Below are 14,426 nucleotides of genomic sequence, written 5' to 3'. Positions count from 1 at the left end.
TTATTAAAGCAATTATTCAAGACTCTACCAACTCTACCTCAGCATTAGGCTGAAACAGATACATTCTTCCTGTGGCAACTTCGATGCACTCGTAACGCTTGACACGTCTATTGCCTTTTTTGAACAACTTCCCGTTATACAGTCTAAAAACACTTCCTAAAGGTAATTCAAAAACGTAGGATTTATCTGATTGTTGCACATCAAATTGTTGCAAAGCTATCGACAGCCTTGCGTCGGTACTACTACTAGCCTTCGGGTTTTTAAAGTGTTTGGCCAGTAAGGGCAAAAGCTGCGATGGAAATATTTCAGGCCTAATGAACGGCAGCATCAGATATTGAAAGGTTCGTTTCCATTCAACCCCATGTGGTTTTATAGAACGACCATACTTTTCAAATGCCACTAAATGTGCAATTTCATGTACCAATGTTATCAAAAAACGGTACTTGTTCAAAGAGGCATTTACCGTGATTTGATGTCGCCCATCGGGCATTCTTCGATAGTCTCCGTGACGGGTTACCCGTTCGTTTACAATCTTAAGATGCACACTCGTTTTCTCAATCAAGTCGAAACAAGAATCTACAGCCCGTTCTGGCAAGTATTTGTTTAATATTTCACGCACTATAACAAAAATACAGGAAGTACATTAATTAATGGTTATGCAAATAAAAGGCTTACCAAAAAATCTTTAACTTGTAGGTGCAAGGCATTACATCAAAAGTTTAATTTTAGTTATGACCTATGGACAATATCAGTAGAAAAGATTTTCTTAATACCATGGGGCTGCTCGGGGCCTCTGCAGTACTCTGGCCACAAACAAGCTTAGCAAATAAATCGCATAAAACACCTTTTGGCAATGGAATCACCATCGGAGAAATCAACGATAATGATACTGTTTTCTCATACATCAAACGCATCAAAGGTAAACACGACACCAGTCTTTACAGACAAATAATTGGTGCTGCAAACGATTTTAAAGAAGGTGACCTTAGCTTGGGTGTAGCCGCAAATGATGAAACTTCACGCTTACGGGCACGACAACTTTTAACTAACACAAAAGCAGCCGATATTAATAAAAACTCAATCTATAGTGATGCTATTTATAAGCTAATTCAAGAAACTACTGCTGAAAATAGTAAAACTAACGATTGGTCTATGGGTCAATTGAAAAACTTCATATTGAACCGACCCGAAAAATCGATTAAAGAAATTATGCCTTCTTTGACCAGTGATTGTATTGGCTGTCTCGTTAAACTGATGAGTAACGAAGAACTTATTCAAGTCGGCCAAAAAGTTTTTAACCCTTTGGCCAATAGTAAAATAGGCAGCAAAGGGTACATGAGTGCTAGGGTTCAACCGAACTCCCCTACCGACAACATCGAAGATATTATCTGGCAAGTCTTTGATGCTTGGTCATATGGTGTAGGTGATTTAGTTTTGGGCACCAATCCCGTTTCAAGTGAGGTCGAGTCGGTAGCAAAAATAGAAAAAGTACTTTTCGAGATACTTACCGTTTTTAATTTACAGAACATTATGCCCAACTGTGTTCTTTCACATATAGATGTTCAAGCTGAAGTAGAAAAAATACAACCCGGCACTACGGGTATTTGGTTTCAGAGTTTAGCAGGTACTGTGGAGGCCAATCATACCTTTGACCTGAGCATTGAAAAGATGAAAAAACATATAAGTAACCGCACAGGCATGTATGGTCTTTATGCAGAAACTGGCCAAGGAGCAGATTTCACGAACGGTCACGGGGCGGGTTTTGATATGGTGCTGCACGAATCTAGAAAGTATGGTTTTCTAAGAGCTTTGAACTTCGAGATTGCAGAAAAAAAGTCTACCAAAAATATACCTTGGGTTCATGTTAATGACGTTGCAGGTTTTATAGGGCCTGAAGTATTCAAGACCAAAGAACAACTTGTTCGCTGTTGTCTAGAAGACACCGTAATGGGCAAATTACACGGTCTAACCATCGGTCTCGATATTTGTTCGACGCTTCATATGGATGTTAGCCTAGACGACCTCAATTGGTGCATTGACCAAATTATGCCAGCCAACCCAGCCTATCTAATGGCACTACCTACCAAAAATGACCCGATGTTAAGTTATTTGACCACTTCTTTCAGTGACCACGTTCGTATTCGCGAAAAATTCGGATACAAAGTCAATGATGAGATGTGGAATTTTTTCAAAAAATTGGAAGTCATTGATCCTAACGGTAGACCTACAGAACATTTTGGAGACCCGCTTTGGGTGTATTATAAATACCGTCAGGCTCAGGGCGACAAAAGAAGCAGAGGTGTTATTTATAAAGAAGGAAAGGCAGCAATGAACAACATTCGCAAAAGGGGAGTTCCACTTGCCGAAGGCCACGGAGAAAAAATTTACGATCTAGAACCACAACTTGAAAAGGAGGTCAAATGGCTGTATGAAGATGCAAAGATCAGTTTATGGACAGAGATGAGCGACGATTTTGTAAAAACAATACCTACTGCATTACCCATAATCACCAATTCAACCGATAGAAAAGATTACGTCTACCATCCAGAATCAGGAGAGTCGTTAGCCAATGATGCCAAAATACGATTACAAAAACTTCGTGAAAGTTGGTCTCAGAACATACCTGATATTCAGTTTATTATTTCTGATGGATTGAACCCTCGGGCACTGATGGACGAAGGACACCTCTTACCTTATTTGACCGAATTGAAAATGACTTTAACCAATAAGGGATATGCAGTGAATCACGAAAATATCGTAATTAAACACGGGCGGGTTCGAGCGGGTTATGCCTGCGGTGAATTATTGTTCGGTAATAACCAAAAGAGTTCAGAGAACAAGGCTATAGTGCACATTATTGGGGAACGACCAGGTTCGGGCCATCACAATTTCTCAGCCTATATTACGGCCGCTACCATGCAACGCTGGTCTCAAAATAGTTATGTAGACCACAATATTACCAAAGTGGTTTCTGGTATTTCCGATACGGCGCTAACCCCTAAGTTGGCCGCTATACAAACCATGACCATTCTTGATCGAATGTTTACCGTAATCTAAGCAATTGTCATGGGGTACTGTTACTAACCTGTAACATTTTGCCATTGTAGAGTTTATGCCCCTTCAAGGCAAAATCTTTAATATAATTTGCCATCTCAAGAGCAGTGGTCGGAGCTTTATACCCTGGAAACGCTTCTTCAAGCATTTCGGTCTGAACAGCACCCAAAGCCAACACATTGAACGAAGGACCTGTCTCCTTAAATTCTTCGGCCAAAAGCTCTGTCAATGTTATTACCGCCCCCTTACTTGAACTGTAAGCCGAAAGACCAGGAAATTTCATACTGCCCTGCACACCTCCCATAGAACTAACAGTTACCACATGACCCTCTTTAGGCATATATGGCAATACTGTTTTAGTCATCTCGGCGACACCAAAAACATTCACTTTGTAAACATCTTCGAACTCTTTACTCGAAGTTTCAAGAAAGGGTTTATTAAGTAGACTCCCTGCGTTGTTAATTAGAATATCGACACTTTTCCAATTGTTACTCAAAAAATTGTCAAGCTTTTGAAAATCATTCGAACTAGACAAATCAAAGGGAAAGCTTTTAATATTTTCATGCCCTAGCTTCTCAATAGGCGCATTATTTCTAGAAAGGGCTAAAACCTTGCAATCATTATCAGCGAACAGTTGAGCCAACTCATAGCCAATACCTCTGCTCGACCCCGTTATTATAACATTTGCCATTAATTGTATTTTATCTCTTTAGTTGCCGCATTGGTGATACCCATAATAACAGGAATACTTTTATTAATCAGGCTGGCCATGTGTTCAAAATTCATCTCTGAAACTTCATCACCTACTTTGTGATAGTGATTGAAATTGGTGAAATCAAAAGTGCAAAAAGTCTGGGAAGGCACGCCGAAAGCCTCATGAAAAGGATAATTATCGGAGCGCTTGAACAAATTAAACTCCTTAGCTTTTGGTAAAAAACCCGCAAACTTTTCTGATGAGTAACTATTGGCTATCTCGGCCAAATTCGATTCTTCATATCCGGTCAAATAGGTTAAATGGTCTTTACCTTGTAACGGTACACCGACCATTTCGAAATTCAACATTGCGTATAGGTTTAAATTTTCATTCTTAAGTTTTTGTGCTAAATGCTTAGATCCGAGCAAACCTTTTTCTTCCGCACTGAACAATGCAAAAATAAGGCTGCGCTTATTGGTCTTAGCCCCACCAAAATATCTGGCCAATTCAAGAACTGTGGTCGTGCCCGTAGCGTTATCATTAGCACCATTAGCTATTTTGTCTCCATTTTCTTCTTCTATTAAACCGATATGATCATAATGCGCCCCTATGATGATAAACTCATTTTTCAAGTTTGGGTCATTACCTTCAATAAACCCCACCATATTATAAGCGGGCTGGTCAAAATTAGAGAGCATATCTCGATAATCTTCGAAATATGGAGCGACTCCATTTTCTTTGAAAACATTCTCGATAAAATCAGCGGCCTTGGCTATACCTTCACTACCTGTATCACGCCCCTGTAACTCGTCTGAAGCCAAAAAATTCATGATAGCCTCAACTTTAGCGACACTCGTAAATTGAGTTTGCGGTGAAGCCATAGACATTTCTATACCCTCTAAATCGCTCGGCTTTTGGGGTACAACCATTAAGCTACGGTCAAATTTCACAGCACTTTCACTTTCTAAAGTTACCGACTCGTCAATTTTAGTGGTACCACAGGCCATTGCCAAAAGACCGACAGTAATAATTATGCTATTTCTCATGGGGTATTATTTAGTTTGGGTACAATTTAGAAATAAAAAAAGGCATCCCGAAATAATCGGAATGCCTTGATATAATATAATCAGAGATACTTAAGCCAACATCGTGACCGGGTTCTCTAGATATGCTCTTAAAGTAAGTAAAAATTGAGCACCTGTAGCACCGTCTACTGTTCTGTGGTCGCAGGCCAATGTTACTTTCATGGTATTACCAACTACAATCTGACCGTCTTTCACTACTGGTTTTTGCACAATGGCGCCAACTGATAAAATTGCTGAATTCGGTTGGTTAATAATAGAGGTGAACTCAACAATACCGAACATACCTAAATTCGAAACCGTAAAAGTACTACCTTCCATTTCGGCAGGAGTCAACTTTTTGTTTCGTGCCCTACCTGCCAAGTCTTTGACCGATGCGCCAATTTGGGTCAGGTTCATTTGGTCGGTAAATTTTAATACAGGAACTACGAGACCTTCATCAACGGCAACTGCCACACCTACATGAACATGCTGATTGTATCGAGTGGTATCACCGTTCCAGGTAGTGTTCACTTGCGGATGTTTTTTCAAAGCCATCGCGCATGCTTTTACTACCATATCGTTAAACGAGACCTTGGTATCGGGCAATTCATTAATTTGTTTTCTAGAGGCCATGGCATTGCCCATATCGACCTCAATGGTCAAATAATAATGAGGTGCCGTAAACTTAGATTCTGAAAGGCGCTTGGCTATAACCTTGCGCATTTGAGAATTCTTCACCTCTTCACTGCCCTCTTCACCAACAGGCAGAATTACCGGAGCTGCAGCCTTGGCCGGTGCAGCACTATCGGCACTTTTTGGTGCTTCCCTCTTTTCTGAAGGCGTATAATTCTCGATATCTTTTTTGACAATTCTACCATTATCACCTGTACCGGAAACCGAGGATAAATCTATACCCTTGTCAGCCGCAATTTTCTTGGCCAATGGAGATGCAAATATCCGCTTGCCGTCATTTGCCGCAGGCGAACTTTCATCAACCTTCTCCTTCTTATCGTCTGGGGCTTCTTTTTTAGGCTCTTCTGATGAAGTTTTCTTCTTGCCGGAAGAAGACTTACTATTCAAAACAGCATCGACATCGGTTCCTTTCGGGCCGATTACAGCAAGAACCGCATCAACAGGTGATGACTCCCCTTCTTTTATACCGATGTGTAATAAAGTTCCGGAATAGAACGATTCAAACTCCATCGTAGCCTTATCGGTTTCGATTTCGGCAAGAATATCTCCTTCTTCGACCTCGTCACCAACGCTTTTCAACCAAGCAGCTACCGTACCCTCTTCCATGGTATCGCTCAATCGGGGCATCTTAATGATTTCAACTCCCTCAGGAACTTCAGCTTCCCCAGAATCATCTGAAGATTCACCTTCGGCTTCGCTCGATGTTTCCTCTTCTTTTTCTTCAGAATCAGAATCATCTTCTTCCGTTGATGATTTACTTTCGCCGTTCAGCAAGCTTGATATGTCTTCACCCTCTTCACCAATAATAGCTAAAAGGGAGTCTACGGGAGCACCATCACCTTCCTCAATACCGATATGAAGTAAAGTACCTTCGTAAAAAGATTCAAACTCCATCGTAGCCTTATCGGTTTCGATTTCTGCTAATATATCTCCTTCTTCAACTTTATCGCCAACACTCTTTAGCCATTTTGCCACGGTACCTTCTTCCATGGTATCGCTCAATCGGGGCATGCTTATTATCTCTGCCATTTACCTAATTATTTATGTTGTACAAACGGAAAATCCTCTTGCTCATAGACCATATCGTACAATTGCTGTACAGGTGGGTACTCTGACTCATCTGCAAATTTTTCGCACTCGGCCACGCGCTTTTTCACATCGTCATCAATCTTCTTGATTTCCTCGTCGGTCGCGTAGTTATTTTCTTTTATGACGTCAAGAACTTGGGTAATCGGGTCTATCTTTTGATATTCCTTTACTTCTTCCTTGGTTCTATAATGTTGTGCATCAGACATTGAATGCCCTCTATAACGGTAAGTCTTCATCTCTAAAAATGTTGGCCCACCACCACTTCGAGCTCTTTCGATCGCTTTACTCATTTCTTGAGCTACAGTCTCGGGGTTCATTCCATCAACAGGTCCGCAAGGCATTTCGTAGCCTAAACCTAATTTCCAGATTTCAGTAGAGTGTGATGTTCTAGCCACAGAAGTACCCATCGCATAGCCATTATTCTCACAAATAAATACCACCGGAAGTTGCCACAGCATAGCCAAGTTCATAGCCTCATGAAAAGAACCTTGTCTTACGGCACCGTCACCCATATAACAAAGGGTTACGTTATCCCTTCCAAAGTACTTATCTCCGAAAGCCATACCGGCTCCTAGAGGAATCTGGCCACCAACTATACCGTGCCCGCCATGAAAACGATGTTCTTTTGAAAATATGTGCATAGAGCCTCCCATACCTTTAGAGGTACCGGTTACTTTGCCGTAAAGCTCAGCCATAACCGCTTTGGGATCTACGCCCATACCTATTGGCTGTACGTGGTTTCTATATGCGGTTATCATACGGTCTTTGGTGAGATCCATGGCATGCAAAGCACCTGCCAACACAGCCTCTTGACCATTATATAAGTGCAAAAAACCTCTAACCTTTTGTTGAATGTATACTTGGGCCAGTTTGTCTTCGAACTTGCGCCAAAACAACATATCTTCATACCACTTGAGATATACTTCTTTGGTAATTTTTTTCATTGATGCTATTTAATTAGGATTCCTATACATCTTGAAGGTTCGACTGAGAACCGGACCAAACAAGAAGAGCAAAAATACATATTAAATTATTAGCTGAAAAAAATTGAGGTAAAAGGTTACATAGATTTTAAATACAAAGTAAAAACTTCCATTCTTCTGTCTTTCGTAAATGGAAATTTAAAATTCAAACAGTGACTAACTACATGTAATGATAGTCTATATAAACATCATTGCAACGGTGAAAAAACTATCTTGAAAGATTGTTCAGGCTACAAATAAGAGCTATCGAAACCCAATGGCAGTATATCTGAAATGGAGTTACATTCATATACAGGTCCGCTCTCCCCCATTAAAAGAACCTTAATAGGTGATTTTTGCTTCACCTCATATTCTGACATCGCTTGCCGACAATTTCCGCATGGTGCAGCGGGAGTTTGAACTTGATAGTTTTTGGAAGTTGCGGTAATCGCCACAGACTTGATGGCCACCCCAGGATATTTGGCTCCAGCATAAAATATGGCCACCCTTTCGGCACATAAACCCGAAGGGTAAGATGCATTCTCTTGATTGTTCCCGATTATAACTTCATCATTCTCTAACAATACGGCAGCACCTACTTGAAATTTAGAATAAGGCGCATAAGCATTTCTACGAGCTTCCACAGCCTGTTGCATGAGAGACTTACTATCGTCCGAGAGTTCATCAAAACCATCAAAAATAGTTAACTCAAACTCGATTTTCTCCTTTTTCATAAATGAATCACAAGGGTTTAAAATACAAAAACCTGCGCAATGCAGGTCTTTGCTTATATTTTAAAATATAGTTTAGTCGTTATAGTACTCATCCCCTAAATTGAAAGTCAGAGAGAAACGCAAGGTATTCTCTACAGGGTTCACAATTTGTGAAGTAGAGAACAAATATGACAAGTCTATTTGCGCCGATTTGAACTTAAAGCCGGCACCAAGCGTGAAATACTTTCTAAAACCTTTTACATCGCTCTCATTAAAATACCCTGTACGAAACATGAATGAATCTTGATATACATATTCGGCACCTAAGGCCCAAGTCATTTCTTTTAGTTCTTCACTAAAACCATCGGGAGCATCACCAAAAGATTTGAACACTCCGCTCAAAAATCCGATATCTTGATATTCATCGTTATCCGCAGCATCTAAATCACCATCTCCGTCAAAATCTTGTGGAGTCGGCACCAATAGCTTGTTAAATTCCGTTGTTAACCCAATGGTATTATCTTGATCTATAATAAAGTCAAAGCCAAGACCTAATCTTAAGTTAGCCGGAATAAAGTTCTGTTGTCCGTTCTCGTCGTAAGCAATTTTTCCGCCTAAATTAGAAATATTGAAACCACCTCTCCACCGCCCATCAAAACTATTATAGGCTATTTCACGTGAACGATAAAAACCGGCAACATCAACAGCAAATGTACTGCCTGGCTTAGAATCAACATTTGCATCTGACTGAAACTTGAGGTTGGATCTGATATATCGCCCACCTACGGCCATCGAAAAAGTAGGGCTCAACTTAAGAGAGTATGAACCATCGAGCGAAAATTCGTTAGGCTTAACAATCGTGCCCGCATCATCAAAAGATTGACGAAGCTCAATTTCACCTAATGTAAAATAACGTAGACCGACCGCGAAAGCACTTTGCTCGGTAATTTTATTGAAATAACTAGCGTTTAACAAACCGATACCCGAAACTGTGTTACTCAAGTATGGGGTATAACCTAGCCCAACACCCATTTGACGTTCGGCAAAAGCAAACTTGGCAGGGTTCCATTGTTGAGAAAAAGCGTCGGTAGATGTCGCAACACCCATATCACCCATACCGGCGGCCCTTGCATCAGCGGCGATATTAAGAAAAGGAACCGCAGTTGTAATCACTCGATCACTGGCCTCTTGCGCCGATAATTCACAAATGAATAACAGCAAAAAAAGAATTGATAATTTTTTCATCTTTAAAGGTCTAATTTTAAGTCGGTCAAATATTGTTAATCGAGGGTGAATGTAAAAATATATTGGTTGTATTACATGTAAACGGTCTTTTAACGATAATCTTATATCAAAATCTTTATTTTTTTTGATTTTAGTGTGATTCACATCAATTAGAACCGTATTGGCACATTTATAGCTATTTTCGCTTTTTCAAAAGGGTCGATCGATGCTTTAATTACCTGGCAAAAGAAATGCCCGTCCCTATACTATAACCCCATTTGTTCCGTTATGGTTTTTAGTAGCACCTTTCACTAGCAATCGAAGGGCGTGCCGAATGAGCTAAAATATTTTATTAGGCTATAAAATATTATGAGCAAATCATCGTTTTATATGCCGAAAGCGAGGCTAATAATTAATCAAAATACAAATTTCCAACTACGTTTTATAAGTAGGCGGACCATTTGAACTCAAGTCCTAATTATGAAAAAACAGTTTATCAAAGTTGTACTTTCTTGTGCAGTGGTTGCAGGAGGTTTTACGGTCACCAGCTGTAAAAATTCCGGATCATCCAAAGACGTGTCGCGAGCCACAGGATGGAAAATAAACTCCAAAGAAGGTGGTTTTCAATACAATACCGACTTTAAAGAGCAAGAAACCGCTCCTGGTCTAGTATTCGTTGAAGGAGGAACTTTTACAAAGGGTAAAGTTCAGGACGATGTTATGCACGATTGGAACAACACCCCTACCTCACAACACGTACAGTCTTTTTATATGGACGAGACCGAGGTGACCAATGTCATGTACTTAGAATATCTTGATTATTTGAAAAGTGTTTATCCTCCAGAAAATCCGAAATATACCAATATTTATAAAGGTGCATTGCCCGACACTTTAGTATGGAGAAACAGATTAGGCTTTAACGAAACCATGACGAACAACTACTTACGCCATCCGGCTTACGCTGAGTATCCGGTTGTAGGGGTCAATTGGGTTCAAGCTACGCAATTCGCAGAATGGCGAACCGATCGTGTAAACGAAGTGATGTTAGAGCGAGAAGGTTATTTGGCAAAAGACGCTAAGTACCAGGCTGCAACTGGTGAAGTTGCCGGCACATTCAGTACCGAAGCTTATTTGAACAGGCCAGAATCTGTTTACAACGGTCAAATCGACTCTTTACAGGGCAAGCAAAAGAAAGACAGTGTAAATACCTATGCTAAAAGGAGCAGTGGTGTTATCATGCCCGAGTATAGACTACCTACGGAAACTGAATGGGAATACGCCGCTCAAGCGAACCAAGGAACTAGAGAATACAATAACTATAGAGGTAGAAAAAATACCCATGGGAAGGAGATTACACCCGTAACGGACAACGTGTAGGTAGAGGTGATCAATTGGCAAACTTCAAACAAGGAAAAGGTGATTATGGTGGAATCGCAGGATGGTCAGACGATGGTGCCGATATTACAGCTCAGGTAATGTCTTATAAGCCTAACGATCTAGGTCTTTACGACATGGCCGGTAACGTGGCCGAGTGGGTTGCAGATGTGTATCGCCCAATAGTTGACGATGAAGTCAGTGATTTCAACTACTACCGTGGCAACATCTATATGAAAACAGCTATAGGTGAAGATGGTAAAGTAAACGTACTTAGAGATTCGATTGTTTATGATACACTTCCTACAGGTAAAATTGTTGCCGTAAACCTTCCAGGTGAGATTGCAATGGTGCCAATAGGTGAAGAAGAAACCTATTTAAGAACGAACTTCTCTTCTAGTGACAATAGAGGTTATAGAGATGGCGATCCAGGCTCTTCTAGGTTCTTCGACAGGTTTAGCGATGAAGATGAGGAAGATGCCAACCTAAAAATGTACAATGCTCCAAAACACAAAGTAGAACGTGACTCGGTAGGTGATTTAGTTCGTCAATATGACAAGTCGAACAATAGAACCAGTTTGATCAACGATGAGGTTCGTGTTTATAAAGGTGGTTCTTGGCGAGATAGAGCATATTGGTTAGATCCTGCACAAAGAAGGTATATGCCTCAGTATATGGCTACCGATAATATCGGATTCCGATGTGCAATGTCAAGGGTAGGTTCAAAATCTAAAACCAAGAACAAAACTCCAAGAGGCAAGAAGGTAAGATAAACTTCGCCTAACATAAAATTGTAAAAAGTCTCGGTTATTATGCCGAGACTTTTTTTATATTTTTACTTCTATGGAAATAGCGCAATTGCATCAACATTTTTTAGAATATCCTGTAGTCTGCACAGACACCAGAAAAATCACCAATAACTGCATTTTCTTCGCTTTAAAAGGAGATAATTTTAATGGGAATTCCTATGCCTCGGAAGCTTTAAACAAAGGCGCTTCTTTGGCCGTTATAGATGAAAAAGAGTATGCTCTATCAGACAGATATATTTTAGTTGAAGATGTGCTAAGGTCATTACAACAACTGGCGACTTTCCATAGAAATTATTCAAAAGCCAAAATCATCTCACTTACCGGAAGTAATGGTAAAACGACTACTAAAGAGTTAATTAATGCCGTACTCTCTAAAAAATATAACACTATAGCAACCAAAGGCAACCTGAACAACCATATCGGCGTGCCTTTGACACTACTTTCCATTCAACCGGACACTGAGCTGGCCGTAGTCGAAATGGGTGCAAACCACTTGAAGGAAATTGAATTTCTATGCAGTTTGGCACAACCTGATTTCGGTTATATCACCAACTTCGGCAAGGCTCATCTAGAAGGCTTCGGAAGCGAACAAGGTATTATAAAAGGTAAGAGTGAACTTTACGATTACCTTATATATAATGGCAAGCCAATCTTCATAAATGCAGACGACCCTGTACAAGTTGATAAATTAGGAGATTACATAAAGAAATATGGTTTCAGTACCGAGAACCATGAATACTACCAAATAGAATTTTTAGATGCCAATCCCTTCGTAAGATTAAAAGCAGAAGATATCGAAATAGAATCTCAGCTTATCGGAAGCTATAATTTCACCAATTGTGCGGCTGCAGTTCTTATGGGTAAATACTTTAATATACCGTTGGCCGATATTAAATCAGCGATTGAAAATTATGTACCCGATAACAATCGATCTCAGATTATAGAGAAGAACGGCCATCGCATAATTTTAGATGCCTATAATGCCAACCCAACAAGTATGAAGGCGGCCTTGGAGAATTTTAATCAAATGAACGGCAAGAATAAGGTTGCTTTTTTGGGCGATATGTTTGAATTGGGTGAAACGGCAGCTGAAGAGCATCAGAGTATTGCGAACTTAGTTTCAAACCTAAATATTCAACATACTTTTCTAACGGGCGAGAACTTTGCTCGCTCGAATGGTTCGATAGAAAAATTTGAATCGTTCGATCTATTATCAGCTTTTTTGAAAGAAAACCCCCTGCAAGAAGAAAGCCTTGTTCTCATCAAAGGTTCTAGAGGCATGGCTTTGGAAAGAATTCTAGATTTAATCTAGAAACAGTAGTGGGTTATACTGGATTCGAACCAGTGACCTCTGCCCTGTCAAGGCAGCGCTCTAAACCAACTGAGCTAATAACCCATTAAAAAGCTGGGCAAAGGTAAAACTTATTTCCGATTTGAGAAACTCAAAAAGGAAAGACCGCTCTCCCATTCCTGTATTTTCTTCAATTAATACTTAGGGCCACCTATAACTCTGAGACTTACCAAATTGAAGATTTTCAACCAATACTTCTGAAAATACCGTAATTTTAGAAGCACTTCATAAAATGGATTGTTGAACAGAACTATTGTTTATAAATAGTCACCCTAATTATTTGGAATAAGCTTTAAAATGGAAAAAAATTATAATAGAAGAGATTTCATAAAGAAAACTACAATAGCAGCAAGCGCAAGTATGGTAATACCTAGTACAACTTTTGGCATCATTAAAAATAGTGAACCCAGCCTTACTGTAGGCCACGGTGATTTCATTTACAGGGTCGATCAAAAATGGGGAGTTCAAGACCCATCAAAAATACCGGTGAACGATTGTCATGAAATGGTGATGGATAGTAATGGCCGTATTTTGATGACCACAACAGGATCCAATAATGATAATATTATAATCTATGATAAGTCTGGAAAAGTACTTGATTCTTGGGGAACTGAATTTCCAGGTGCGCATGGCCTTTCGATTGCCGGGGAGGGTAAAGATCAGTTTCTTTTCATAACCGACCCCGACACACATAAAGTAACCAAGACGACCATTGATGGTAAGATTATTATGCAACTGGGCAGACCTAAAGAGGTCGGGGACTACACCAGCGATGAGCAATTTAAACCTACGGAAACAGCTATTATGCCTAATGGCGATTTTTATATAGCCGATGGATATGGGGAGAATTTCATCATTCATTATGATGCCAAAGGAAACTATTTAGGCCACTTCGGTGGCAAAGGCGAGGGCGACTCGTCATTTAATTGCTGTCACGGCATTACATTAGACTCTAGAGACAAGAATAACCCTACCCTGTTGATTACTTCACGTGCAAGCCAAGAATTCAAAAGATTTACTTTGAAAGGCGATTATATAGAAACGATCAAGCTTCCTGGCTGTTCTATTTGCAGACCTGTAATTCATGGCGAGAACATTTACTTTGCTGTAATAATTACTAAGTCTTGGGACAGTTATGATGGCATGTTAGCAGTTCTTGACAAGAACAATAAAATAGTATCATTACCTGGTGGAAATGCTCCGACATACACCAATGGAATCTTGAAAGAGCCAACGTATGATGGCAAGACATTTAAAAACCCCCATGATGTTCTAGTGGATAATGATGGCAACCTATATGTGCCACAATGGAACTCTGGAAAAACCTACCCCATTAAACTTAATAGAGTTTAAAAATAAATTAAATACGTAGAGTATAAAAACAAAAAAACCGAACAAA

General features: G+C 39.9%; 10 protein-coding genes, 1 tRNA gene and 1 pseudogene. 4 read left to right on the top strand and 8 right to left on the bottom strand.

Translation table 11 applies throughout. From position 1 onward, the window contains the following. Window positions 1-16: 16 nt before the first annotated feature. A complete protein-coding gene (locus tag IV512_RS12870) occupies window positions 17-619 on the bottom strand; it encodes a SprT-like domain-containing protein (protein ID WP_209403992.1) in 603 nt (200 codons plus the stop codon). Window positions 620-738: 119 nt separating this feature from the next. Between IV512_RS12870 and eutB the strand changes: the two genes are divergently transcribed. Continuing rightward, entirely contained in the window at window positions 739-3,057 is a 2,319-nt protein-coding gene (eutB, locus tag IV512_RS12865) for an ethanolamine ammonia-lyase subunit EutB (protein ID WP_209403990.1), read from the top strand. Window positions 3,058-3,064: 7 nt separating this feature from the next. On the opposite strand, the gene IV512_RS12860 is transcribed toward eutB, so the two are convergent. The 6 genes from IV512_RS12860 to porV form a co-directional block, all read right to left on the bottom strand. After that, window positions 3,065-3,745, bottom strand: a complete 681-nt coding sequence (locus IV512_RS12860) for an SDR family oxidoreductase (RefSeq protein WP_209403988.1) — start codon at window positions 3,743-3,745, stop codon at window positions 3,065-3,067. Beyond that, window positions 3,745-4,794 (bottom strand): M28 family peptidase, encoded by a 1,050-nt coding sequence (locus tag IV512_RS12855; protein ID WP_209403986.1) that lies wholly within the window; start codon window positions 4,792-4,794, stop codon window positions 3,745-3,747. Before IV512_RS12855 ends, IV512_RS12860 begins: the two co-directional genes overlap by 1 nt. 90 nt (window positions 4,795-4,884) lie before the next feature. Beyond that, a complete protein-coding gene (locus IV512_RS12850; RefSeq protein ID WP_209403983.1) occupies window positions 4,885-6,534 on the bottom strand; it encodes a pyruvate dehydrogenase complex dihydrolipoamide acetyltransferase in 1,650 nt (549 codons plus the stop codon). Between the two features lie 8 nt (window positions 6,535-6,542). Then, entirely contained in the window at window positions 6,543-7,538 is a 996-nt protein-coding gene (gene pdhA, locus IV512_RS12845; RefSeq protein WP_100869480.1) for a pyruvate dehydrogenase (acetyl-transferring) E1 component subunit alpha, read from the bottom strand. Between the two features lie 269 nt (window positions 7,539-7,807). Beyond that, window positions 7,808-8,290 (bottom strand): cytidine deaminase, encoded by a 483-nt coding sequence (cdd, locus tag IV512_RS12840; protein WP_209403981.1) that lies wholly within the window; start codon window positions 8,288-8,290, stop codon window positions 7,808-7,810. A gap of 72 nt (window positions 8,291-8,362) precedes the next feature. After that, window positions 8,363-9,514 carry a type IX secretion system outer membrane channel protein PorV gene (porV, locus tag IV512_RS12835; RefSeq protein WP_209403979.1) on the bottom strand — a complete coding sequence of 384 codons (1,152 nt, stop codon included), beginning with the start codon at window positions 9,512-9,514 and terminating at the stop codon, window positions 8,363-8,365. A 459-nt stretch (window positions 9,515-9,973) separates the two neighbouring features. On the opposite strand from porV, the pseudogene gldJ reads away from it, so the two are divergent. Together gldJ and murF are read left to right on the top strand one after the other, a co-directional pair. Then, a pseudogene (gene gldJ, locus IV512_RS12830) lies at window positions 9,974-11,640 on the top strand (gliding motility lipoprotein GldJ). Window positions 11,641-11,710: 70 nt separating this feature from the next. Next, a complete protein-coding gene (gene murF, locus IV512_RS12825) occupies window positions 11,711-12,988 on the top strand; it encodes a UDP-N-acetylmuramoyl-tripeptide--D-alanyl-D-alanine ligase (RefSeq protein ID WP_209403977.1) in 1,278 nt (425 codons plus the stop codon). A 9-nt stretch (window positions 12,989-12,997) separates the two neighbouring features. Here the strand turns inward: murF and IV512_RS12820 are convergent. Continuing rightward, window positions 12,998-13,072 (bottom strand) — tRNA-Val (locus IV512_RS12820). A 252-nt stretch (window positions 13,073-13,324) separates the two neighbouring features. On the opposite strand from IV512_RS12820, the gene IV512_RS12815 reads away from it, so the two are divergent. Beyond that, window positions 13,325-14,380 carry a 6-bladed beta-propeller gene (locus tag IV512_RS12815; protein ID WP_209403975.1) on the top strand — a complete coding sequence of 352 codons (1,056 nt, stop codon included), beginning with the start codon at window positions 13,325-13,327 and terminating at the stop codon, window positions 14,378-14,380. The last annotated feature ends 46 nt before the right edge of the window (window positions 14,381-14,426 follow it).

Source organism: Pseudozobellia sp. WGM2 (genome assembly GCF_017810075.1).
Classification (GTDB): Bacteria; Bacteroidota; Bacteroidia; order Flavobacteriales; family Flavobacteriaceae; genus JADNYK01.
Note: the sequence above shows the minus strand (reverse complement) of the source record. Positions and strands in the feature narration are given on the sequence as shown.